Origin of the sequence: Streptomyces sp. NPDC047706, assembly GCF_043204795.1 — a bacterium.
GTDB lineage: Bacteria > Actinomycetota > Actinomycetes > Streptomycetales > Streptomycetaceae > Streptomyces.
The window spans coordinates 95,798-120,089 of the sequence record NZ_JBIDCW010000013.1 but is presented as its reverse complement, the minus strand read 5'-3'; the positions used below and the strand labels follow the sequence as shown (position 1 = coordinate 120,089).

18 protein-coding genes are annotated in these 24,292 nt (G+C 72.1%); 2 read left to right on the top strand and 16 right to left on the bottom strand.

Translation table 11 applies throughout. The features are described 5' to 3' along the window. Positions 1–88: 88 nt before the first annotated feature. The 16 genes from ACGF8A_RS17780 to ACGF8A_RS17705 form a co-directional block, all read right to left on the bottom strand. Entirely contained in the window at positions 89–1,483 is a 1,395-nt protein-coding gene (locus ACGF8A_RS17780) for an alkaline phosphatase family protein (RefSeq protein WP_393109080.1), read from the bottom strand. Beyond that, positions 1,480–2,649 (bottom strand): metabolite traffic protein EboE, encoded by a 1,170-nt coding sequence (gene eboE / locus ACGF8A_RS17775; RefSeq protein WP_393109078.1) that lies wholly within the window; start codon positions 2,647–2,649, stop codon positions 1,480–1,482. Before eboE ends, ACGF8A_RS17780 begins: the two co-directional genes overlap by 4 nt. Positions 2,650–2,652: 3 nt before the next feature. Beyond that, on the bottom strand, positions 2,653–3,501 hold the full coding sequence (locus ACGF8A_RS17770) for a TatD family hydrolase (RefSeq protein WP_393109076.1): 849 nt from the start codon (positions 3,499–3,501) through the stop codon (positions 2,653–2,655). Further along, positions 3,501–4,229 carry an EboA domain-containing protein gene (locus ACGF8A_RS17765; protein WP_393109074.1) on the bottom strand — a complete coding sequence of 243 codons (729 nt, stop codon included), beginning with the start codon at positions 4,227–4,229 and terminating at the stop codon, positions 3,501–3,503. Before ACGF8A_RS17765 ends, ACGF8A_RS17770 begins: the two co-directional genes overlap by 1 nt. Further along, the gene (locus ACGF8A_RS17760; protein WP_393109072.1) at positions 4,226–5,200 is read right to left on the bottom strand and encodes a sugar phosphate isomerase/epimerase family protein; all 975 of its coding nucleotides are present in this window, start codon (positions 5,198–5,200) and stop codon (positions 4,226–4,228) included. Before ACGF8A_RS17760 ends, ACGF8A_RS17765 begins: the two co-directional genes overlap by 4 nt. After that, complete coding sequence (locus tag ACGF8A_RS17755) at positions 5,197–6,471, bottom strand: SCO3242 family prenyltransferase (protein ID WP_393109070.1); 1,275 nt, start codon at positions 6,469–6,471, stop codon at positions 5,197–5,199. Before ACGF8A_RS17755 ends, ACGF8A_RS17760 begins: the two co-directional genes overlap by 4 nt. Beyond that, on the bottom strand, positions 6,468–7,694 hold the full coding sequence (locus ACGF8A_RS17750; protein ID WP_393109068.1) for an inositol-3-phosphate synthase: 1,227 nt from the start codon (positions 7,692–7,694) through the stop codon (positions 6,468–6,470). The genes ACGF8A_RS17755 and ACGF8A_RS17750 overlap by 4 nt, the downstream gene beginning before the upstream one ends. Before the next feature lie 84 nt (positions 7,695–7,778). Continuing rightward, positions 7,779–11,498 carry a ThuA domain-containing protein gene (locus tag ACGF8A_RS17745; RefSeq protein ID WP_393109066.1) on the bottom strand — a complete coding sequence of 1,240 codons (3,720 nt, stop codon included), beginning with the start codon at positions 11,496–11,498 and terminating at the stop codon, positions 7,779–7,781. Between the two features lie 263 nt (positions 11,499–11,761). Then, positions 11,762–12,760, bottom strand: a complete 999-nt coding sequence (locus tag ACGF8A_RS17740) for a sugar phosphate isomerase/epimerase family protein (RefSeq protein ID WP_393109064.1) — start codon at positions 12,758–12,760, stop codon at positions 11,762–11,764. A gap of 12 nt (positions 12,761–12,772) precedes the next feature. Then, a complete protein-coding gene (locus ACGF8A_RS17735; RefSeq protein WP_393109062.1) occupies positions 12,773–13,978 on the bottom strand; it encodes a Gfo/Idh/MocA family protein in 1,206 nt (401 codons plus the stop codon). An 85-nt stretch (positions 13,979–14,063) separates the two neighbouring features. Continuing rightward, positions 14,064–15,107: a substrate-binding domain-containing protein gene (locus tag ACGF8A_RS17730; RefSeq protein WP_393109060.1), complete on the bottom strand. Its 1,044-nt coding sequence runs from the start codon at positions 15,105–15,107 to the stop codon at positions 14,064–14,066. A 17-nt stretch (positions 15,108–15,124) separates the two neighbouring features. Next, on the bottom strand, positions 15,125–16,144 hold the full coding sequence (locus ACGF8A_RS17725) for an ABC transporter permease (RefSeq protein WP_393109058.1): 1,020 nt from the start codon (positions 16,142–16,144) through the stop codon (positions 15,125–15,127). Further along, complete coding sequence (locus tag ACGF8A_RS17720) at positions 16,141–17,658, bottom strand: sugar ABC transporter ATP-binding protein (RefSeq protein ID WP_393109056.1); 1,518 nt, start codon at positions 17,656–17,658, stop codon at positions 16,141–16,143. The genes ACGF8A_RS17725 and ACGF8A_RS17720 overlap by 4 nt, the downstream gene beginning before the upstream one ends. 109 nt (positions 17,659–17,767) lie before the next feature. Beyond that, positions 17,768–18,949, bottom strand: a complete 1,182-nt coding sequence (locus ACGF8A_RS17715; RefSeq protein WP_393109054.1) for an ROK family transcriptional regulator — start codon at positions 18,947–18,949, stop codon at positions 17,768–17,770. 344 nt (positions 18,950–19,293) lie between these two features. Next, positions 19,294–19,971: a GntR family transcriptional regulator gene (locus ACGF8A_RS17710; RefSeq protein ID WP_393109052.1), complete on the bottom strand. Its 678-nt coding sequence runs from the start codon at positions 19,969–19,971 to the stop codon at positions 19,294–19,296. Positions 19,972–20,141: 170 nt separating this feature from the next. After that, entirely contained in the window at positions 20,142–21,080 is a 939-nt protein-coding gene (locus ACGF8A_RS17705; protein WP_393109050.1) for a beta-ketoacyl-ACP synthase III, read from the bottom strand. Positions 21,081–21,401: 321 nt separating this feature from the next. Here ACGF8A_RS17705 and ACGF8A_RS17700 point away from each other — a divergent pair, with 321 nt between their 5' ends. After that, on the top strand, positions 21,402–22,373 hold the full coding sequence (locus tag ACGF8A_RS17700; RefSeq protein ID WP_393109048.1) for a 2-dehydropantoate 2-reductase: 972 nt from the start codon (positions 21,402–21,404) through the stop codon (positions 22,371–22,373). Further along, positions 22,370–24,292, top strand: a complete 1,923-nt coding sequence (locus tag ACGF8A_RS17695; RefSeq protein ID WP_393109046.1) for a molybdopterin oxidoreductase family protein — start codon at positions 22,370–22,372, stop codon at positions 24,290–24,292. Before ACGF8A_RS17700 ends, ACGF8A_RS17695 begins: the two co-directional genes overlap by 4 nt.

The following is a 24,292-nucleotide window of genomic DNA, read 5'->3' as shown; positions in this document are numbered from 1 at the left end:
ATGGCCTGCCTTCGCGGTCGTGGCCGGCCCGGTCCCGCCGGGGCCGGCCGTTGTCAGTGCCGTGTGTTTCACTCTCAGTAGCCGGATCTCAGCCGAGTCCGGCGAGCTGGAGCAGGAGTTGTTTCACATCAGTGGCCGGCACGCGGTCACCGAGTGCACGGGGGGTGGAGCAGATGAGCAGCGGACCGTCGTCGTCGCTCTCGGGAAGGCGGCCGTGGCTGCCGCGCACAGATGAGGGATCCAGCGGCACGACCGCCATGCGGTAGCGCATGCCCAGCTTCTTGCGGGCCAGCGCGGTCGCGGCCTTGACCTTGACGTAGGGGTCGAGGGGATCCATGAAGAGCTCGGCCGGGTCGTAGCCGGGTTTGCGATGGATCTCGACGAGCTGCGCGAAGTCGGGCGCGCGGTCGTCGTCGAGCCAGTAGTAGTACGTGAACCAGGCGTCCGGCTCCGCGACGGCGACCAGCTCGCCGGAGCGCGGATGGTCGAGGTGGTGGGCCTTCTTTCCCTCGTCGTCGAGGAGTTGCGCGATGCCGGGGAGCCCGTCGAGGGCGGCGCGGGTCGCTTCCAGGTCCTCGGGGCGGCGCACGTAGACATGGGCGATCTGGTGGTCGGCGACGGCGAAGGCCCGCGACACCGTCGGGTCGAGGTACTCCATGCCGTCCTGCGTGTGCACCTCCAGCAGGCCCGCGCGGCGCAGTGCGCGGTTGATGTCGACGGGCCGGCTCACTCGGGTGATGCCGTACTCGGAGAGCACGACGACGGTACGGCCCTCGGCGCGCGCGTCGGCCAGCAGTGGGGCCACCGCCGTGTCCAGGTCGGCGGCAGCCTTCAGGGAGCGCGGGTCGTCGGGGCCGAAACGCTGCAGGTCGTAGTCGAGGTGAGGGAGGTAGCACAGGGTCAGGTCGGGGCGCCGGGTCCGCAGGACGTGGCGGGTCGCGGCGATGATCCACCGGCTGGAGACGAGATCCGCGCCGGGGCCCCAGAAGTGGAACAGCGGGAAGGTCCCGAGTTCCTCGGTGAGTTCGTCGTGGAGGCCCGGCGGGCGTGTGTAGCAGTCGGGTTCCTTGCGGCCGTCGGCGTAGTAGACCGGACGGGGGGTGACGGTGATGTCGGTGTCGGCGCCCATGGCGTACCACCAGCAGATGTTGGCGACGGTGTAGCCGGGGTACGCGCGGCGGGCGGCGTCCCAGAGCTTGTCGCCGGCGACCAGGCCGTTGTGCTGGCGCCACAGCAGGACGTCACCGAGCTCGCGGAAGTACCAGCCGTTGCCGACGATGCCGTGCTCGCAGGGCATGGTGCCGGTCAGGAAGGTCGACTGGGCGGCACACGTGACGGCCGGCAGGACGGTGCCGAGGGGGGCCTGGGCGCCGGACCGGGCGAGGGCCTTGAGGTGCGGCATGTGGTCGAGGAGACGGGGGGTGAGGCCCACGACGTCGAGCACGAGGAGCGGGGTGGGGCGCGCCGGGGCGGAGGCGTTCACGGCAGCTCCTTCAGGCCGAGGTCCGTCAGCAGGTCTCGTGCGAGGGTGAGTTCGGCCGCGATGCCGTCCGTCAGCTGGGTGCGGCCGCGGGGCCGCAGCTCCGGTGGGAGGGCCTGCCACGTGTAGGTCTCGACCTCCAGGTGGTGGGTGAGCGGGCTGGGGCCGCCGACGAGCCGGGCCAGCGCGCTCTTCAGTACGGCGAGCGTGGAGGTGAGGGGCGCGGCGGGGGCCGCGTGCAGCGGGACGTGGAAGTGGGACCGCCAGGGTGAGGCGTCGGGCAGGCCGGCGTCCTCCAGGGCGGCGCCGAGGTCGTCGGTGCCGCGCAGGCCCGCTGCGGTCGTGGTGCGCGTCTGGTGCAGGAAGCGGGGTTCGTCGAAGGCGGCGAGAGCTTCGCGTACTTCGGGGAGATGGGGGTGTTCGGCATGCAGTGCGGCGGAGAGCTGGGACTTCACCACAAAGACCCCGGCCCGGGTGAGGGCGTCGAGGGCGGTGTGCGGGTCTTCGAAGGAGGTGGCGAGGTGGCAGGTGTCGACGCAGATCCCGATGCGGTCGTGGGCGATCGCGGTCAGCGGTGCTATGGCGTCGCCGGTGGTCTCGACGACGCAGCCGGGCTCCGGTTCCAGGCCGACGCGCAAGGAGCGGCCGGTCAGCTCCTGAAGGGCGTCGAGGCGTTCTCCGAGGGTGCGAAGGGCGTCGTGGGCGGCGTCGGACCGCCGGCTGTCCCGAGGGGTGCGCCAGGCGAGCGGGAGGGTGGAGATGCTGCCCTCGGTGACGTCGTCGGGGAGAAGCCCGGCGAGGACACGGGCGAGGGCGGTGGTGTGTTCGAGGCGCTCGGGATCGGCCCAGTCCGGCTTGTACACGCGGTACTTGACCTCTTCGGCGCCGAAGCCCTCGTAGGGGAAGCCGTTGAGGGTGACGACCTCGAGTCCGCGCCGGTCGAGTCCGGTGCGCAGGGTGCGCAGCGCGGACGGGTCGGTGACGAGGGCGTGCGCGGCGTCCCTGGCGAGCCACAGGCCGACGCCGAGCCGGTCGCGGCCGAGGCGGCGGCGCACGGGTTCGCAGTGGTCGCGGAGCTGCGCGAGGACACCGTCGAGGGTTTCCGCGGGGTGGACGTTGGTGCAGTAGGCGAGGTGCACCGTGGAGCCGTCGGGGTGGCGGAAGCGCATGGCTCACTCCCCGCCGCGCAGGATGGAGTTGCCCTCGTGGGTGGCGTCGGTGGCGACGATGTCGAGGTTCAGCCGGCCGCTGAGCCCGTAGAAGGCGACGGGGTTGCGCCACAGCACCTGGTCGACCTCGTCCTCGGTGAAGCCCTCGGCGAGCATCAGGTCGCCGACCTTGCGGGTCTTCAGGGGGTCGCTGCGCCCCCAGTCGGCGGCGGAGTTCACCAGCACCTGCTCGGTGCCGTAGCCGCGCAGGATGGCGACCATCCGCTCCTCGTCCATCTTGGTGTCGGGATAGACGGAGAAGCCGAGCCAGCAGCCGCCGTCCTTGGCCTCCTTGACGGTGGTCTCGTTCAGGTGGTCGATCAGGACCCGGTCCGCCGGCAGGGCGGACTCCCGCACCACGTCGAGGGTGCGGCGCAGACCGGCCAGCTTGTCGCGGTGGGGGGTGTGCACGAGCGCGGGCAGTTCGTGGTCGGCGGCGAGCTGGAGCTGGGCGGCGAGGGCGGCGTCCTCGGCGGGGGTCATCGAGTCGTAGCCGATCTCACCGACCGCCACCACCTGGTCCTTGACGAGATAGCGGGGAAGTTCGTCGAGGACGGGAAGACAGCGCGGGTCGTTCGCCTCCTTGGGGTTCAGGGCGATCGCGCAGTGGTGGGCGATGCCGTACTGGGCGGCGCGGAAGGGCTCCCAGCCCAGCAGGGAGTCGAAGTAGTCGAGGAAGGTGGCCGGCGAGGTGCGGGGCTGGCCGAGCCAGAAGGCGGGCTCGACCACGGCGCGCACGCCGGCGGCGTGCATGGCCTCGTAGTCGTCGGTGGTCCTGGACGTCATGTGGATGTGGGGGTCGAAGATGCGCATCAGGACTCCTCGGCGTGGGGGGTGTCCGATCCGTGCGGTGCGGGCGCGGGATCGGTCAGGGCCAGGACACGGTGCAGGTCCTCCGGTACGGGACGGCCGGCGGCGGTGCGTTCGGCCGCGAAGTCGCCGAGCATGCGGGCGAGTTCGGCGTCGGCGCGGGCGCGGCGCTCCAGATCGGCCACGTGGTCGACGGGCACGCCGGTGAACAGGCACTTCAGCACGGCGTGGCGCCAGTTGTGCGGGTCGAGGTGCAGGGCGGCGTACGGGCCGACGGCGGCGGCTACGAGCCGCGTGTCGTTGGTGCGCAGGGCGTCCTCGATCAGCGGGAGGGCGTCCGGACCGGACACCAGGTGGGGCAGGGCGTGCAGGACGGCGCGGCGCTCGGCGGCGGTGCCCTGGCGGTAGACGCGGCCGAGCGCGGCCGGGTCGGCACCGGCGGCGTGCAGAACCAGCACGCGGGCGGCGTCGGCGTACTCGTCGCCGCAGCGACGCCCCGCCTCGGCGATACGCAGCTCCCACACCGAGATGGGTCCGTGGGTGCCGGGGTGGGCGGCTGCCTCGGCGACGGCCTGGTCGAGCCAGGCCCGCGCGGCTCCCGGGAGCCGGGAGTCGAGATGGGCGCGCAGGGCGGCGAGGGAGGTGCCGCCGTCGGCACCGTCGCCGCCCGGGCCGTCGGATCTCGCCGCCGGGGCCGCCGGGGCCGCCGGACCGGCGTCGGGGTGCTTCACGGGATGCTCCCTTCAGGGGTGGCGGAGCGCTCGCCGTGGGGTGCGACGGGCGGAGTCGGGGGTGGGACCGGCCCCTGGGGGGAGGCGGCGGCACGCAGGAAGGGGAGGGAGAGTTCGGCGTGATGGGGTCCCGCGTGCGAGTGGCGGGGCAGTTCGACGACGGTCAGGCCCTGGTAGCCGGTGGCGGCGAGGGCCGCCAGCACGGGCGGGAAGTCGATCTCGCCCTCGCCGAACGGGAGGTGTTCGTGCACGCCACGGCGCATGTCCTCGACCTGGACGTGGCGCAGCCAGGGCCCGGCGGCGCGGACGCAGTCGGCGGGCGGGAGGGGTTCGAGGCACTGGCAGTGGCCGATGTCGAGGGTCAGTCCCAGATGGCCGGGGTCGCCGAGGGTGCGGCGCAGGCGGTGGAAGTCGTCGAGGGTGGCGAGCAGATGGCCGGGCTCGGGTTCGACGGCGAGCGGGACGCCGGCGGCGGCCGCCGCGTCCAGGACCGGGGCGAGGCTGTCGGCCAGGCGTCTCCACGCCGTGTCCTCGTCGGTGCCGGGCGGCAGGATCCCGCTGAAGCAGTGCACGGCGTGGGCGCCGAGGTCGGCGGCGACGCGGACGGCCCGCAGCAGCAGGGCGACGCGCCGGGCGCGGTCGTCCGGCTCCCGGTCCAGGAGGGAAGGGCCGTGCTTGCGGCGCGCGTCGAGCACATAGCGGGCACCCGTCTCCACGGTGACGCCCAGCCCGAGTTCGCCTAGGCGGCGGGCGACCTGACGGGTACGGGCCGGCAGGTCCGGGACGAGGGGGTCGAGGTGCATGTGGTCGAGGGTCAGGCCGACTCCGTCGTAGCCGAGGTCGGCCAGCAGGGCGAGGGCGTCGTCGAGCCGGAGGTCGGCGAGGCCGTTGGTGCCGTAGCCGAAGCGGAGGGGAGTGAGCGGGGATGCCGGTTCGCCGGGGTCCTGCTCCGGGTGGGACCGAGGGCTCATGTGATGCTCACCTTCCTCGCGTACTTGCGTCCGATCGGGGCGAGCGCGGCGATCGCCAGGGCGGTGAGGCCGGCTCCGGCGCGGGCTGCCAGGGCGGCCTGGAGGGGGATGGTGGCGCGGATGCCGCCGCCGACCGCTCGCTGGGTGAGCGGGGGTGAGGGATTGAGCGCGGCGTGGGTGTAGGGGCGGCCCGCGGTGGCGGCGTAGGCGGTGGCCAGGGCAGCGCGCAGGGCGCCGTCGAGGGAGAGGCCGGTGCCGGCACCTGAGCTCGGGCCGGCAGTACCCGCACCGGCGCCGGTGCCGGCACCTGGTCCGGTGCGGGCGGTGCCCGTGCCGGTGCGGGCGGCACCTGGTCCGGTGCGGGCGGTGCCCGTGCCGGTGCGGCCAGTACCGGTAGCTGAGTTGGTGCCGCCAGCGCCTCTGCCACGCGTGCCTGCGCGGGTGCCGCCGGTGCCGGTGACTGCGCCGGTGCCGCCGGTGCCGGTGACTGCGCCGGTGCCTGCGCCGGCCCCTGACCTGGACCCGCCGGTGCGGGTGCCGGTGCCGGTGCGGCCAGTACCGGTAGCTGAGTTGGTGCCGCCGGTGCCCGCGCCCGCACCCGACCTGGACCCGCCGGTGCCGGTGCCGACGCTGATGGCGCTCCCGGCCTCGGCGGCCCCCTTCGCGCCGCGCGCCACGAGCCGGGTGAGGACCGCCGTCGCGGTGAGGGCGGCCAGTGGTGCCAGTACCGAGCCGCCCTGGGTCTCCCGGCGCGAGACCGTCGTGACCGCGAGGGTGTGGGTGCCGAGCAGGGCGGCGGAGGGCAGGGCCTCGCGGGTGCGGCCACTGGTGGCGGCGGCACCGAGGAGGTGGTCGAGGCCGCGGGCGCCGGCCATGGCGACGGGCCCGGCAGGGGTGTGCTTCAGGGCGAGGTCGTAGGCCCAGACGGTGGCCGCGAGGGGTGCGGCGACCGTCAGGGCGGGGCGGCCCGCGCGGGCAGCGAGGGCGAGCCCGGCGGCGGTGAGGGCGCAGGCCGCCGTGAGGGCGGAGGACGGCCGGATCCGGCCGGAGGGGAGCGGGCGGTGGGGGCGCTCGGCGGCGTCCTCCTCCCGGTCCGCCCAGTCGTTGAGGGCCATGCCGGCCTCGTAGAGACAGAGGGAGGAGCCGATGGCGAGGAACGTCCGCGGGTTGGGACGGGCGCCTGTGGCGACGGCCCCGCTCAGGGCGTCGCCGGGGACGGTGAACAGGGCGGGGAGCCGCAGGAGTTCGGCCCAGGCGCGACCGCGGCTCATGCCCGCCGCCCCTGGGTCTCCTCGTCCTGCGGTCGCTCCTGAGGCCGCGCCGGTCCTTCGCCGGCGACCGCACCCGGAGTCGAGCCCGCAGCCGGCGCGCCCGCACCCCGCAGCCTCTCCCCCAGGCGCCCGAGTGCCGCGTACTGCTCCCCGAGACTCGCCGGCCCGTCCCCCACCGGGTCCTTGAAGTAGAAGCCGAGGTCGCCGAGCGGGCCGGTCAGGCCGGCCTCGTGGGCGCGGGCGGTCAGGCGGGCCAGGTCCAGCACCAGGGGTGCCGCCAGGGCCGAGTCGCAGCCCTGCCAGATGGTCTGCAGGACCATGCGGGTGCCGAGGAAACCGTCGAAGGCGATGTGGTCCCAGGCGGTCTTCCAGTCGCCGAGGGCCGGGACGTCGTCGATGTGCACCTCGCCCTCGGGCACGGTGCCGAGGGTGTCGGCGAGGACGCGTTCCTTGCCGGCGTTCTTCGCCGCCGCGGCGGCCGGGTCGGCGAGGGCCGCGCCGTCGCCGCCGCCGAGCAGGTTGGTGCCGGACCAGGCCCGCACGGTCAGCGCCCGCTGCGCGAACATCGGGCCCAGCACGGCCCGCAGCAGGGTCTGCCCTGTCTTGCCGTCGCGGCCGGCGTAGGGCAGTCCGCTGTGCTCGGCCTCGCGGGCGGCGACGGGGTGGTGCATGCCCTCGGACGGGGTGAAGTTGACGTAGGGGCAGCCCGCGCGCAGGGCCGCCAGCGCGTACAGGGTGCTGGCCGGCAGCGGGGCGCCGGGCCCCTGGGAGGCCGGCTCGGTGGAGGCGACGTTCACCACCACGGTCCGCCGAAGCCGGTGGCGGCGTGCGAAGTCACGTATGTCGTCGGCGAAGGCCGTGATCAGTTCGGCCTCGCTCCTGGTGTCGCCGGGAGTGGGGCCGCCGGGCCTGATCTCCCGGTCGGCGGCCGCGAGTTCTGCGGCGACCGCGGTGGCGACGCCCGGCGGGAGGACGCCGCCGGCGGTGAGGGTCTCGGCACGTTTGGGCAAGGGGCAGTCGACCGTGTCGTGGCCGCCGAAGACGAGGCCGGACAGCGCGGGCAGGCCGCTGTCGGTGAACGCCGGCGTCTCGGTGACCATGCCGGTGGGTGGGTGCAGCCCCGCGGTGACGGCGGCGCACCCGGTGACGACGGTGGTGGCGACGGAGCCTCGGGCTCCGATCAGCCACACCCCCACACGCGGTCGGGTGAGGGACGCGGACATGGGCAGCCTCCTTGGCGTGCGCGATCCCCGGGGGGAGGGACAAGGACGACGGGCGGGGGTCCGGCGTCCCCCGCCCGCCGCCGTTCAGTCGCCCTGGACGGGCAGTTCCTTCAACTGGATGTCGCGGAAGGAGACCTGGTCGCCGGCACCGTGGTTCTGCAGGCCGATATGACCGTCGGTCAGGCTCCGCCCGGGGTCCTTGTTGGTGAAGTCATTGATCTTGACTCCGTTGAGGAACACCTGGAGGCGCTCCCCCTGGACCTTGATCTCGTACGAGTTCCACTGGCCGGGCGGCCGCAGGACCTGGTCACGGGCCTTGATGTTCGCCGACTTGAAGGAGTAGACCGCGCCCGTCGTCCGGTCGGGTGCGTCCGTCGCGTCGATCTGGATCTCGTAGCCCTTGTTCACCGCGGACCAGGGGTCGTCCGAGGCGGGGAAGCCCACGAAGATCCCGGAGTTGTCGTCGCCCCGCATCTTCCAGTCGAGCTTCAGGGAGTACGACGTCAGCTCCTTGGCCTGGTACCACAGCAGGCCCATGCCGCCCTCGGACTCCATGGTGCCGTCCTTGACGACGAACTTGCCGGGTCCGGCCTGCTTCCAGCCGTCCAGGGTCTGGCCGTTGAAGATCTTCCGGTGGCCCTTGGCCGGCTTGCAGTCGGCCTTGACCTGGCCGGTGGCGTACTGCAGGCCGCCGAGCAGATGGGCACGGAAGGCCTCCTCGGCGTAGGACTCCTTGGTGTGGCCGAGGCCCGTGTAGAAGGAGCGGCCGCCGGAGTAGTCCTGGCACCAGGCGATCGGGTGGTCGCCCTTCATGGTGCCGCCCTGGTACGTCGTCTCGTCCAGGGTGGCGAGGACCTTGGCCTGCTCACGCGGGTTGGTGCGGTAGTTGTACCACTCGTCGGTGCGCTCCCAGGCGTCGCCGAGGTGCGAGGTCGACGGATGGTCGTGGTCCTCGACGCGGACGGTGGCCCGCTGGGTGGCCGGGTGCGAGTCGAAGTAGGCGCCGACGAGGCCGCCGTAGAACTCCCAGTCGTACTCGGTGTCGGCGGCGGCGTGGATGCCCATGTAGCCGCCGCCGTTCTTCACGTAGTTCTCGAACGCCGTCTGCTGGGCGGCGTCGAGGACGTCACCGGTGGTGGACAGGAAGGCCACGGCGTCGTACTTGGCGAGGTTGGCGGTGGTGAACTGCCGGGCCTCCTCGGTCGCGTCGACCGTGATGCCGGCCGGGGCGCCGAGCTCCTTCAGGGCGGCGATGCCGGCCGGGATGGAGTCGTGCCGGAAGCCGGCGGTCCTGGAGAAGACCAGGACCTTCTTGCCGCCCTTGAACGGCTCTTCGGAGAACTCGAAGTCGTCCACGTCGAAGAGCGCGCCCTCGCCGCCCTTGAAGACCAGGTAGATGTCGGTGGTCTTCTTCGGCAGTGCCCGCAGCGGCACGTCGACGTCCTGGAAGGTGTCCCAGCTGCCGGTCGGCGGGATGTACGCGGAGCCGTGCAGCCGCCCGTCGGGCGAGCCGGTGCGCAGCTCGACGAAGCCGCCCGTGCCGCCGGAGGAGGCCCGCACGGTCATCTTCTTCTGCCCGTCGAACCGGTAGGGGCTGAAGGAGATCCAGTCGCCGTCGTCGATGTCGCCGACGGTCTTGCCACCGTGGGCGCCGGTCTTGTCGTACGTCTTCACGCCGGACTGGGCGCCGAAGTGCTCGGCCTGGCGGTGCGGCGGCTGGAGCACGGTCCGCGCGGTGCCGGTCAGGGCCTCCTGGCCGTTCGCCCCGCCGTCGGTGTAGCCGGCGCCGACGACGCCGTAGATGTTGGCGTTGGGGTCGTGACCGCCGTCACCGGGCGGCGGCTTCAGAGTGCCCTCGCAGCCCATCTCGCTGGTCAGCTCGTGGGCGTGGGAGTCGTGGCCGAGGCTGTAGGCGACCTTGACCCTGGAGCAGTCGACCGTCTCCTCGGGGTCGGTGACGGTCACCTTGAACGGGACGGGGTCGCCGAAGGCGAACAGGCTGCCGTTGGCCGGCAGGTCGATCCTCACCTTGGGCTCGGTGTTGCCCACCACGATCCGGACGCTGGCGTTGCCGGTGTTGCCCTCGGGGTCCTCGGCGGTGAAGGTGGCCGTGTAGGTGCCGACCTTCTTGTACCGGTGCGTGGGCTTGAGGCCCTCGCCCGTGGTGCCGTCGCCGAAGTCCCAGCTGTAGGTGAGGTCCGTGGAGTCGGCGTCCTTCGCGGAGCCGGTGAAGGTGACCTTCAGGCCGGCCGCTCCGGAGGTCCTGTCGGCGCTCACCTCGGCGATCGGCGAGAAGCCGTCCTCGGCGTGCTCGATCCGGTACAGCGCGGAGTGCTCGTCGCCCTGGAACCAGGAGACACCGTAGTCGAGGACGTAGAGGGCGCCGTCGGGGCCGAACTCCATGTCCATGATCTGGGTGCCGGTCCACGGGAAGTCGTTGATCTTCGCGACGGAGCCGTCCGCGTTCTGCTCGATGCGCTTGATCCAGCGGCGGCCGAACTCACCCGCGAAGAAGTCGCCGTCGTAGGCCTCGGGGAACTTCACGCTGGAGTCGAGGTCGGGGTCGTAACGGTAGACCGGGCCGGCCATCGGGGACTCGGAGCCGCTGCCGAACTCGGGCACGGAGCCGCCGTCGTACGGGATCCAGGCGGCCTGCGCGGGCGGCAGGTCGACCAGGCCCGTGTTGTGCGGCGAGGTGTTCTCCGGGGCGGCGCAGTCGAACTTCTCGCCGGAGGTGCCGGTGGCGAAGTCGTAGTCGACGTAGGCGTCGTTGTTCCCGGTGCAGAACGGCCAGCCGAAGTTGCCGGCCTCGGTGACCTTGGCGAACTCCACCTGCCCCGCCGGGCCCCGGCCGGGGTTGGCGGCGCCCGCGTCGGGCCCGTAGTCGCCGACGTACACGATGCCCGTCTCGTCGTCGACGCTCATCCGGAAGGGGTTGCGGAAGCCCATCGCGTAGATCTCGGGACGGGTCTTGTCGGTGCCGGGGGCGAAGAGGTTGCCCTCCGGGATGGTGTACGAGCCGTCCTCGGCGACCTTGATGCGGAGGATCTTGCCGCGCAGGTCGTTGGTGTTGCCGGAGCTGCGGCGGGCGTCGAAGGCGGGGTTGCGGTTCTCGCGGTCGTCGATCGGGGTGTAGCCGTCGGAGGAGAAGGGGTTGGTGTCGTCGCCGGTCGACAGGTAGAGGTTGCCGTCCGCGTCGAAGTCGATGTCGCCGCCGACGTGGCAGCAGATGCCGCGGGAGGCGGCGACGTCCAGGACCTTCTTCTCACTGGCCATGTCCAGCGTGCCGTTGGGGTTGAGCACGAAGCGGGCGAGGCGGTTGACGCCGTCGAACTTCGCGAAGTCCTCGGCGGTGCCGGTCTCCGGGGCGTCGCCCGCTGGGGTGTCCAGCGGCGGGGCGTAGTAGAGGTAGATCGCCCGGTTGTTCTCGAAGTCCGGGTCGATGCCGACGCCCTGCAGACCTTCCTCGTCGTGGCTGTAGACGGGGATCTTGCCGGCGACCTTGGTGACGCCGCCCTGGTCGGTGAGGCGCAGCGTGCCGTCGCGCGAGGTGTGCAGGACGCTGCGGTCCGGGAGCACGGCGAGCGACATCGGCTCGCCCGTCTCGGGCTCGCCCTTGGCGAGCGGCACCTGCTGGAACTGCCCCTCGGCGGCCGGTTCGTCGTGCTCGGGGTGGCCGGGGTGGGCGCCGGCGACGGTCGCCGGGGTGCCCACGGCCAGCAGCAGGCCGGTGAACAGGGCGAGGGCGGTACGAAGCCTGGGACGCCTCGGGGTGCGGGTTCTGCTGAGTCTGGTGCTGTGCACGAAGTCCCTCCGGGAACGGGGTGGGCCGTACGGGATGGGTGCGAAGACGTGCGGTGCGGGCGCCGGGGTGCGCCGTCACCCCGGAGGTGTATGTGTCCTGAACACTTCAGGGACGGTAACCGCCTCCGTCCCGGGGCAACACCCCTTGCGTCAGGATCGGTTGAACTTTCTCCCATCACAGGACAAAGCGGGATCCGGGCAGGCCGGAGGGGGGACCGGTGGTGGTTCCGGCCCCCGTCCCCGACCTGCCGACGCGGGGCGCGTCAGCTGTTGAACGCGGCGTCGAAGGACGCGCTGGGCGGCTCGAAGTCGAAGGCCTTCAGGCGGGTCAGGGCCTCGGGGGCGCCCTGGAGCCGGTCCATGCCGGCGTCCTCCCACTCGACGGAGACGGGGCCCTGGTAGTCGATGGAACGCAGCATCCGGAAGACGTCCTCCCAGGGCACGTCGCCGTGCCCGGCGGAGACGAAGTCCCAGCCGCGCCGCGGGTCGCCCCAGGGCAGGTGGGAGCCGAGGCGCCCGTTGCGGCCGTCGAGGCGCTTGCGGGCCTCCTTGCAGTCGACGTGGTAGATGCGGTCGCGGAAGTCCCACAGGAAGCCGACCGGGTCGAGGTCCTGCCAGACGAAGTGCGAGGGGTCGAAGTTCAGGCCGAACGCGGGGCGGTCGCCGACCGCGTCCAGGGCCCGCCGGGTGGTCCAGTAGTCGTAGGCGATCTCGCTCGGGTGCACCTCGTGGGCGAACCGCACGCCCTCGGCGTCGAAGACGTCCAGGATCGGGTTCCAGCGCTCGGCGAAGTCCTCGTAGCCGCGCTCGATCATCGACTCGGGGGCCGGCGGGAACATCGCGACCAGGTGCCAGATGGCGGAGCCGGTGAAGCCGATGACGGTGTCGACGCCGAAGGCCGCCGCGGCGCGGGCGGTGTCCTTGATCTCGGCTGCGGCGCGCCGGCGTACGCCCTCCGCGTCGCCGTCGCCCCAGATCCGCTCCGGCAGGATCGCCCGGTGGCGCTCGTCGATGATGGCGTCGCACACGGCCTGGCCGACCAGGTGGTTGGAGATGGCCCAGCACTTCAGGCCGTACTTGTCGAGGAGCTGATGCCTCGACTCGACGTAGGACGGGTCCTTCAGCGCCTTGTCGACCTCGAAGTGGTCGCCCCAGCAGGCGAGTTCGAGCCCGTCGTAGCCGAAGTCACGGGCCAGGCGGCAGACCTCCTCGAGGGGCAGGTCGGCCCACTGGCCGGTGAAGAGCGTGAATGTACGCGGCATTCCCAACGCCTCCTAGACCGCGATCGGGGTGTAGACGGAGTTCTTCTCGGCGCTCTCCTCCACCGCCGAAAGGACGCGCTGCACCTGCAGCCCGTCGGCGAAGGAGGGTTCGGGGCGGTGGCCCTCGGCGACCGCGTGGACGAGGTCGCGCGCCTGGTGGACGAAGCTGTGCTCGTAGCCGAGGCCGTGGCCCGGCGGCCACCAGGCGTCCAGGTAGGGGTGCTCGGGCTCGGTGACGAGGATGCGGCGGAAGCCGGCCCGTGAGCCCGGTTCGGTGCCGTCGTGGTACCAGAGCTCGTTGAGCCGCTCCAGGTCGAAGGCGAGCGAGCCGCGCTCACCGTTGAGCTCGATGCGCAGGGCGTTCTTGCGGCCGGTGGCGTACCGGGTGGCCTCGAACGAGGCGAGGGCACCGGAGGCGAAGCGGGCGGTGAACAGGGCGGCGTCGTCCACGGTGACCTGCCCGGTCCCCTCGGCCGAGGCCGCGCCCAGCCCGCGGGCGGCTCCGGCGAGCGGCCGCTGCCGTACGAAGGTCTCCGTGAGCGCCGACACGCCGGCCAGCTGCTCCCCCGCCAGGTACTGCGCCAGGTCGACGATGTGCGCGCCGAGGTCGCCGAGCGAGCCGGAGCCGGCCAGCTCCTTGCGCAGCCGCCAGGTCAGCGGGGCCTGCGGATCGACCAGCCAGTCCTGGAGATACGACACCCTGACGTGCCGCAGGGTGCCGACGCGGCCCTCGGCGACCATCCGCCGGGCCAGCGCGCTGGCGGGCAGCCGGCGGTAGTTGAAGCCGACCATCCCCAACTGGCCCCGCGCATACGCCGACTCGGCGGCGTCCGTCATGGCCTCGGCCTCCTCGACGGTGTTGGCGAGGGGCTTCTCGCACAGGACGTGCTTGCCCGCGGCCAGCGCGGCGATCGCGATCTCGGCATGGCTGTCGCCCGGGGTGCAGATGTCGACCAGGTCGACGTCGTCCCGGGCGATCAGCGCCCGCCAGTCGGTCTCGGCCGCCGCCCAGCCGTGCCGGTCGGCCGCCGCTCGCACGGCCGTCCCGTCCCGCCCGCAGATCGCGGCCATCACCGGCTGAAGGGGCAGGTCGAAGACGCGGCCCGCGGTGCGCCAGCCCTGGGAGTGGGCGGCGCCCATGAAGGCGTAGCCGACCATGCCGACACGCAGTGGGGGCTTGTCCGACCCGGACCCTTCGGGCGCTTGCGGCTGTGCCATGCGAATGTCCTCCTCGTCGTCGTGGCGCGGTGGGGGGTTCGGGCCCGGCCCGCTCACAGGGGCCGGGCCCGTCGAGCGGGGCGCCTCACTTGAAGCCGGTGGACATGTACTGGTCGACGTTGCTCTTGTCGACGACGGCCGAGTAGAGCGTCAGCGACGCCGGGATCTCGAACTCGGCGAGGCCGCCGACGCCCTTGCCCTGGCCGAGGGCGCGGGCCAGGTCGATGGCCGAGGCGGCCATGGTGGGCGGGTAGAGAACCGTCGCCTTGAGCACCCCGTCGTCCTGCTTGATGGCCTGGAAGGCGGAGAGCGCGCCCGCGCCGCCGACCATCAGGAAGTCGTCGCGCCCGGCCTGCTCGATGGCGCGCAGCGCGCCCACGCCCTGGTCGTCGTCGTGGTTCCACAGCGCGTCGAAGTCGGACTGCGCCTGGAGCAGCTGGGCCATCTTGGCCTGCCCCGACTCGACGGTGAACTCGGCGGCCTGGCGGGCCACCTTGCGGATGTTGGGGTAGTTCTTCAGCGCGTCGTCGAAGCCCTGGGTGCGCTGCTTGGTCAGCTCCAGGTTGTCCAGCCCCGCCAGCTCGATGACCCGGGCGTCGGACGTGCCCTTGAGCTTCTCGCCGATGTAGTGGCCGGCGTTGAGGCCCATGCCGTAGTTGTCGCCGCCGATCCAGCAGCGGTACGCCTGCGGGGTGTTGAAGATCCGGTCCAGGTTGACCACCGGGATGCCGGCACGCATCGCCTTCAGCCCGACCTGGGTGAGTGCCTTGCCGTCGGCGGGCAGGATGACCAGGACGTCGACCTTCTTGTTGATGAGGGTCTCGATCTGGCCGATCTGCGCGGCGGTGTCGTTGGAGCCCTCGGTGATCTCCAGCGTCACGTCCTCGTACTTCTCGGCGCGGCTCTTGGCGTTGACGTTGATCGCGCTGAGCCAGCCGTGGTCGGCCTGCGGTCCGGCGAAGCCGATGGTGACCTGCTTGCCGGGCTTGTCGGCGGCGGCCGGCTGGTTGCCGGCCGCCTGCTCCTGCTCCTTGGGCTCATTGCTGGTGCACCCGGTGAGGAGGACACCGGCCGACACGGCGGCGGTCCCGAAGAGCAGTCCTCTGCGACTGGTGAGTTGCTGCGACATGGCGGTGAACCCTTTCCTCAGGTCGTGCTCGCGGTACGGCGCTGGACCAGCACGGCGGCGACGATGATCGCGCCCTTGGCGATCTGCTGGACGTCGCTCTGCAGGTTGTTCAGGGCGAAGATGTTGGTGATCGTGGTGAAGATCAGGACGCCGAGCACGGAGCCGACGATGGTGCCGCGGCCCCCGCTGAGCAGGGTGCCGCCGATGATCGCGGCCGCGATGGCGTCGAGTTCGTAGAGGTTGCCGTTGGTGTTCTGACCGGATCCGGACAGGATGATCAGCAGGAACGCGGCGATGCCGCAGCACAGTCCGGAGAGCAGGTAGAGGTACAGCCGCTGTCTGCGGACATCGATGCCGGCCAGCCGTGCCGCCTCCGCGTTGCCGCCGACGGCGACCGTGCGGCGGCCGAAGGTGGTGCGGTTCAGCACCAGCCAGCCGATGATCGTGACGACCGCGAAGACGAGGACGAGCGGCGGGATCCCGAGTACGTACGCGTCGCGCTCGCCGAGGTCGAGGATGCCGTCCACCGTGACGATCTGCGTGCTGCCGTCCGTGATCTGCAGCGCCAGGCCGCGTGCCGAGGCCAGCATGGCGAGGGTCGCGATGAACGGGACCATCCCGCCGTAGGCGATGAGCACTCCGTTCACCAGGCCGCAGCCCACGCCGACGAGCACCGCGGTGAACAGGATGCCGGCGAAACCGTACTCCTGGGTGGCCACGGTGGTCGCCCACACGGAGGCGAGGGCGACGATCGCGCCGACGGAGAGGTCGATGCCGCCGGAGGTGATGACGAAGGTCATGCCGACGGTGACGACACCGATCACGGAGGCCTGGGTGAGGACCAGTTGCAGGTTGCGGGCGTCGAGGAACTGGTCCGGCTTGGTGATGCCGCCGATGACGACGAGCGCGGCGAGCACACCGAGCAGGGACAGGGTGCGGACGTCGGCACGGAACAGCATGCCGCGCCAGACAGGGGGTCGAACGGCCGACGGCACCTTGTCGGCGCTGTCCCGCGGCGGGGAGACGGGCTGCGTCATGTCGCCGGGCTTCCTTCCATCACGAGGTCGAGTACGCGGTGTTCGTCCAGCTCACGGGCGGGAGCGGTGTGTACGACACGCCCCTCGCGCAGCACCAGCACACGGTCGGCGAGGCCGAGCACCTCGGGCACCTCGCTGGAGACCAGCAGCACGGCGAGGCCCTCGTCGGCGAGGCGCCTGACGACCGCGTACAGCTCGGCGCGGGCGCCGACGTCGACGCCGCGGGTGGGCTCGTCGAGGAGCAGGACACGGCAGCCGCGCAGCAGCCAGCGGGCGAGGACCGCCTTCTGCTGGTTGCCGCCGGACAGGGTGCGGATCGGTACGGAGGGGTTGTCGGGGCGCAACGACAGCTCGCGGGTCGCCGCGCGCGCCGCGCCCAGCTCCGCGCCGCGGTCGATCCAGCCGCCCCGCGAGAAGCGGGACATGGAGGAGACCGAGACGTTGCGGGTGACGGACTCCAGCATCAGCAGGGCCTGCGCCTTGCGCTCCTCGGGGGCGAGTCCGAGTCCGGCGCGGACGGCGGCGCGTACGCTGCCGGGCCGCAACGGCTTCCCGCCCACGAGGACGTGCCCGGCGGTGGGCTTGCGGGCGCCGTAGATGGTCTCCAGGATCTCGGAGCGGCCGGAGCCGACGAGTCCCGCGAGTCCGACGATCTCGCCGGGGCGCACCGTCAGGTCGAACGGCTCGAACTCGCCGTTCCTGGCCAGTTGCCGCACTTCCAGCAGTGGTTCCCCGTGTCCCGGCGAGGCCGGGCGCTCGGGGAAGACGTACTCGACGTTGCGGCCGGTCATCAGCGCCACGACCTCACGCGTCGGCGTCGACTTCGCCGGCAGTCCGCCCGCCACGGCCCGGCCGTCCTTCAGCACGGTCACCCGGTCGCCGATGCGGCGGATCTCCTCCAGGCGGTGCGAGATGTAGACGACCGCGACACCGTCCGCGGTGAGGTCGCCGACGATCCGGAAGAGGTTGTCGACCTCGTCGGGGTCGAGGGCGGCGGACGGCTCGTCCATGACGATCAGCCGTACGTCGTGGGAGAGCGCGCGGGCCATGGAGACGATCTGCTGCTGGGCGGCCGGCAGCTCACCGACGAGCCGGGCGGGGTCGATCTCCGGGTGCCCGAGCCGTTTCAGCAGCTGGGCCGTCGAGGCCCTGGCCGTTCTGCGCCGTACGACGAAGCCGGCGGCCGTGGGTTCGTGGCCGAGGTGGACGTTCTCGGCGACCGACAGGTGCTCCACCAGGTCGAGTTCCTGGTAGATGGTGGCGATGCCCAGGCGCATGGCGGCGATCGGCGAGCGCAGGGTCACGTCCTCGCCGCGCCAGCGGATGGTGCCGGTGTCGGGCTGATGGGCGCCGGCCAGCACCTTGATCAGGGTGGACTTGCCGGCGCCGTTCTGGCCGAGCAGGCAGTGCACTTCACCGGCCTGGACGTCGAGATCGACGCCGTCCAGGGCGCGGACGCCGGGGAACGACTTGGTGATGCCGGACATGCTGAGCAGCGGTGGTTCTGGTGCCATGTGGGTTCCCCTTGGCAGGCGTGCGGGCCGGTTTCAGGGCAGGGCGGAGCAGAGGGCAGGGCAGGGCGGGCTTGAGCGCTGTGCGGGTGGTGCGCGCGTGGTGAGGTGCTTACGCGGGTGAGAAGAGGTGGTCGCTGATCAGCCGGGCCGCGCCGATGACGCCGGCGGTGGGGCCGAGCTCGCCGAGGACGATGGGCAGATTGCCGGTCGCCAGCGGCAGCGACTGGCGGTAGACCTGGGTGCGGATCGCGGCGAGGAGGGTGTGGCCCAGGCCGGTCACCCCACCGCCGATCACCACCAGACCGGGGTTGAAGAAGCTGACCAGGCCGGCGATGACCTGGCCGGTGCGGTTGCCGCCCTCACGGATCAGTTCGAGGGCGGTGGCGTCGCCCGCGGCGGCCGCGGCGGCGACGTCGACGGCGGTGAGCGTGCCGTTCGTCTCCAGACGTGTCGTGAGTTCGGCAGAGTGCCCCTGCTGGGCCGCCTCCAGCGCGTCACGGGCGAGCGCCGCGCCGCTGAAGTGGGCCTCCAGGCAACCGCGGTTGCCGCAGGCGCACGGACGGCCGTCGGGCACGGCCTGGATGTGCCCGATGTCGCCCGCGGAGCCCGTCGTACCGCGGTGCACGGCGCCGCCGGCGACGATGCCGCAGCCGATGCCGGTGCCGATCTTGACGCAGAGGAAGTCACCCACGGAGCGCGCGACGCCCGCGTGCATCTCCCCCATCGCCATCAGGTTCACGTCGTTGTCGACCATGACCGGGCAGCCGAGTTCCTGGCTGAGCGCCTCCCGCACGGGGAAGCCGTCCCAGCCCGGCATGATCGGCGGGGCCACGGGGACGCCCTCGGGGAAGCGGACCGGGCCCGGGACGCCGATGCCGGCGCCGTCGAAGCCCTCCGCGAGCCCGGAGGCCCGCAGCTTGGCGGCCATCGCGAGGACCTGCTCGAAGACCGCGACGGGACCCTCGCGCACCTCCATCGGCTGGGTGATGTGCCCCAGGATCTCCAGCTCCGCGTTGGTGACCGCGACGTCGATGGAGGTCGCGCCGATGTCGACGCCGAAAAAGCGCAGGCCCGGTGCGAGCCGGATGTTGTGCGAGCGGCGGCCGCCGCGCGAGGCGGCGAGTCCGTCGGCGACGATCAGGCCCGTCTCCAGCAGCCGGTCGACCTCGACGGCCAGCTTGGACCGCGAGAGGTCGACCTGATCGCCCAGCTGGGCCCGGGAGTTGGGCCCGCCGTCGCGCAACAGCTTCAGCAGCCTGGCCTGGTGGGCGTTCGCGGGTCGTGCGGTCATGCGTCTCACAAGCCCCTCCCCGCCTCGAATCGGCCATCGCTGTCCGGCTTTCGAGGGGAACGTAGCAGTGGCCGCCGGGAGTGGGAAGAAGGTTGGCAGGAATTGCCGCCGACTTTCTCCACTCGCAGGACAAAGGTGGGGACGGGGTGCCCCGACGAGGCCGTGACCAGGCTCACGCGCAGTGACGAGAAGGTATGACGTGCGGACGCACCGGGCGGGCGCGGCCACGTCGGGGACCGCGCCCGGCACTCACCGGGGCACACCCGGCACACGCGTCACGGGCACGCCCATGACGGACGTACCGGTACGACCCGGCCGACGCCTGCGCGGAAAGCGGCGTCGCGCTAGCCGCGCGGACGCTCGTGGTACGACTTGCGCGTGTGTTCGGTGTGCGCGCGCATGACAGTCGTCGCCCGCTGCTCGTCACGCGTGGTGATGGCGGCGATCAGCTCGCGGTGCTCGATCCAGGACTGCTTGCCACGCTGCCGGGCGACCGGTGTGTAGTACCAGCGGACCCTGCGGTCCACCTGCGCGGCCAGCTCGGCGAGGACGGAGTTGCCGGCCAGCTCCATGACCTTCGCGTGGAAGCGGGCGTTGAGCGCCACCGCGCCGTCCACGTCGTCGGCGGCGACCGCGCGCTCGCCCTCGGCGCACAGCTCCTCCAGGGCGGCCACGCCGGCCTTGCCCGCGTTCGCGGCGGCGAGCCGGGCGGCCTCGGCCTCCAGCAGCGTACGGACCGTCAGCAGCTGGTCGGCCTCCTCCTCGGTCGGCTCGTGCACGAACGCGCCCTGGGCCGGGCGCAGATCGACCCACCCCTCGGTGTTCAGCCGCTGCAGCGCCTCGCGCACCGGCTGGCGGGAGACGCCGAGGTGCCCGGCGAGTTCGCTCTCGACCAGGTGCTGGCCGGGCTGGAGGGCCCGGGTGGTGATGAGTTCGAGCAGCGCCTCGTAGACGCGGTCGCGCAGCGGGCCGGGACGTTCGAGCTTGGGCACCGCGCCTTGCGGCAGTCCTGTCGACAACATCGGTCCCCTCCTGGCTGGGCCGTGCACAGCAGACGTCGGCCCCGGAGCTACCCGGGAGCCGTAAAGCCCTGGGAAAGAGAGTATCAATTGCCTTTTGTCTACAGTCTACGGCGCACAAGGGCCAGCCGGAGCGGCAGTCCGACTCGTCACACTCCGCTCCGGGCCGGGGGTCAGGGGCACCGGACGACCTGCCCCGCGTAGGACAGGTTCCCCCCGAAGCCGAACAGCAGCACCGGGTCACCGGACGAAACCGCCCCCTGTTCCACCAGCTTGGAGAACGCGAGGGGAATGCTGGCCGCCGAGGTGTTCCCGGACTCGGCCACGTCACGCGCGACGACGGCGTTGACGGCACCCAGCTTCTCGGCGAGCGGCTCGATGATCCGCAGGTTGGCCTGGTGCAGCACCACCGCGGCGAGGTCGGCCGGCGTGTAGCCGGCGCGCTCGCAGGCCTGCCGGGCGAGCGGCGGCAGCTGGGTGGTCGCCCACCGGTAGACGCTCTGCCCCTCCTGCGCGAAGCGCGCGGGCTCCCCCTCGATCCGCACCGCGTGCCCCATGTCCGGCACCGACCCCCACAGCACCGGCCCCACACCCGGTTCGTCCGAGGCCTCCACGACGGCGGCCCCCGCCCCGTCGCCGACGAGTACGCAGGTGGTGCGGTCGGTCCAGTCGGTGACGTCGGACATCTTGTCGGCACCGATCACCAGCGCCCGGCTCGCGGCTCCCGCCCGCACGGTGTGGTCGGCGACGGCGAGGGCGTGGGTGAAGCCGGCGCACACCACGTTGACGTCCATCGCGGCGGGCCTCGGGACGCCGAGCCGGGCCGCGACCCGGGCGGCCATGTTCGGGGAGCGGTCGACGGCCGTCGACGTGGCGACGAGGACCAGGTCGATGTCGGCCGGCGCAAGCCCGGCCGTCGCGAGCGCCTTGGCGGCGGCGTGCGCGGCGAGCTCGTCGACCGGTTCGTCGGGGCCGGCGATGTGCCGGGTGCGGATACCGACCCGGCTTGTGATCCACTCGTCGCTGGTGGCGACCATGCCCGCCAGGTCGTCGTTGGTGAGCACCCTGGCGGGCTGATAGTGGCCGAGGGCGGCGATGCGTGAGCCGTTCATGGGGGGTCCCCTCGTTGCTGCGGGATGCGGGATGCGGGACCCACCAGTCTGGTCAGCGACTCACGAGTAACGGTGCAGGCAAAGGCACAGGAATGGGTCCCACGGCTTGTCGGTTTCCCGCAGACCGTCGAGCGCCCGGACAAGGGTGACTCAGGAAGCGGGCGGGTCGACCGTGTGCGGTGAGCGGTGTCCGAGCCGCGCCGAACGGTCATCGCGCGGCCCCTTGTCGACCCAACCTCCATACTGTAGACAATATTTCGTCGACACAGGACGTCCCCCGGCCACCTCCGCGGTATCCCTCAAACCGAACGGAGTGTTCTTGTGAAAGTCGCAGTCCTCGGCGCCGGAGCAATCGGCGCCTACGTCGGTGCCGCGCTCCACCGCGCGGGCGCCGATGTGCATCTCATCGCCCGTGGACCGCATCTCGCGGCCATGAGGCGGCACGGAGTGCAGGTGCTCAGTCCGCGCGGCGACTTCACCGCGCGTGCCCAGGCCACCGACGACCCGGCCGAAGTCGGCCCGGTCGACTACGTCTTCCTGGGCCTGAAGGCCAACTCGTACGCGGCGTGCGGGCCGCTGATCGACCCCCTGCTGCACGACACCACCGCGGTGATCGCCGCCCAGAACGGCATCCCCTGGTGGTACTTCCACCGCCATGGAGGCCCCCACGACGGCCACCGCATCGAGAGCGTGGACCCCGGCGGCGCGGTCAGTGCGGTGCTCGCGCCCGAACGGGCCATCGGCTGCGTGGTCTACGCGGCCACGGAACTGGAGGCCCCCGGCGTCGTACGGCACCTGGAAGGCACCCGGTTCTCCATCGGCGAGCCCGACCGCAGCCTCTCCGCACGGTGCTCCGCCTTCAGCGACGCCATGCGGGCCGGCGGCCTGAAGTGCCCGGTCGAACCCGACCTGCGCAACGACATCTGGCTGAAGCTGCTCGGGAACATCTCCTTCAACCCGATCAGCGCGCTCGCCCGCGCGACCATGCGCCAGATGTGCCTGCACGGCGGCACCCGGCGGGTCATCGAGATCATGATGACCGAGACACTCACCGTCGCCGAGGCCCTCGGCTGCCAGGTCGGCGTCTCCATCGAGCGCCGCCTCGCGGGCGCCGAGAAGGTGGGCGACCACCGCACCTCCACGCTCCAGGACCTGGAGCGCGGCAAGCCGCTCGAACTCGACGTGCTGCTCGCCGCGGTCGTCGAACTTGCGGAGATCACCGGCGTCGACGTGCCCACCCTGCGCACCGTGCACGCCATCTCGGACCTGCTCGCGCTGAGGAGCGCCGCATGAGGAAACGCCAGTCCCCGAAGACCTACACCCGGCTCACCCATCCCCTTGTCAGGGACTCGCGCGACGAACCCTTCCGCCCGGCCACCTGGGACGAGGCGCTCGACCGGGCGGCGCGCGGACTGAACGCCGCACGCGGGGCGTTCGGCATGTTCTCCTGCGCCCGCGCGACCAACGAGATGAACTACGTCGCCCAGAAGTTCGCCCGCGTGGTCATGGGCACCAACAACGTCGACTCCTGCAACCGCACCTGCCACGCCCCCAGCGTCGCGGGCCTGTCCGCCGCCTTCGGCTCGGGCGGCGGGACGTCGTCGTACGAGGAGATCGAACACACCGACGTCATCGTGATGTGGGGCTCCAACGCCCGCTTCGCGCACCCGATCTTCTTCCAGCACGTCCTGCGGGGCATCCGGGGCGGCGCGCGCCTGTACGCCGTCGATCCGCGCCGCACCTCCACCGCCGAGTGGGCGGAGAGCTGGCTCGGCCTGAACGTCGGCACCGACATCCCGATGGCCCACGCGGTCGGCCGCGAGATCATCCACGCCGGGCTCGCCAACGAGGCGTTCATCGAGCGGGCGACCACCGGCTTCGAGGAGTACAGGGCCCTGGTCGAGCCGTGGACGCTGTCGCTCGCCGAGAAGGTGACGGGCGTACCGGCGCAGGCGATCCGCGAACTGGCGCACGCCTACGCCCGCGCCGAGCGCGCCCAGTTGTGCTGGACGCTCGGCATCACCGAGCACCACAACGGCACCGACAACGTCCGCGCGCTCATCAACCTGTCGCTGCTCACCGGACACGTCGGCCGCTTCGGCTCCGGTCTGCAGCCGCTGCGCGGCCAGAACAACGTGCAGGGCGGCGGCGACATGGGCGCGATCCCCAACCGCCTGCCCGGCTTCCAGGACATCCTCGACGCCGGCACCCGGCTGAAGTTCGAGTCCGCCTGGGACACCGTCATCCAGCCGCACCACGGACTGAACCTCACGGAGATGTTCGAGGCGATGGAGGAGGGCAGCCTCAGGGCCGTCTACTGCATCGGCGAGAACCCGGCCCAGTCGGAGGCGGACAGCGGTCAGGCGGTACGGCGCCTGCGGGCGCTGGACTTCCTCGTCGTCCAGGACATCTTCCTGACCAGGACCGCCGAGCTGGCGGACGTCGTGCTGCCGGCGACGGCCGGATGGGCCGAGACGGACGGCACCACGACCAACAGCGAGCGCCGCGTCCAGCGGGTACGCCGGGCCGTGACCCCGCCCGGCGAGGCCCGCGAGGACATCGACATCCTCTGCGACCTGGCCGCGCGCCTCGGCCACGACTGGAAGTACGCCGACGCCGAGGCCGTCTGGAACGAACTGCGCTCGGTCTCGCCGGACCACTACGGGATGACGTACGACCGCCTGGAGGAGCACCAGGGCATCCAGTGGCCGTGCCCGAGCACGGACCGGCTCGAACCCACCTATCTGCACGGCCGGTTGTGGGACCCGGACCCGGCCCGGCGCGGCCGGCTCGCGCCCTTCGGGCTGGTCCGGCACGACCCGCCCGTGGACCTCACCGACGACCAGTACCCGATCCGGCTCACCACCGGCCGCCGTCTCGACTCCTACAACACCGGTGTGCAGAGCGGCGGTTTCGCCTCCCCGCTGCGGCGCGGCGAGTACGTCGAGCTGTGCCCGGAGGACGCCGAGCGGTACGGGGTCGTCGTGGGCGAGGAGGTCCAGGTGTCCTCCCGGCGGGGCTCCGTGGTGGCGCCCGTGTGGATCGACCCGGCACTGCGGCCCGGACTCGCCTTCATGACCATGCACTTTCCCGACGAGGTGGACACCAACCAGCTGACGATCGAGGCGAACTGCCCGATCGCGGGGACGGCGGAGTTCAAGGCGTCGGCGATCCGGATCGACAAGATTCCCGTCGCGACCATCGTGAGGTGA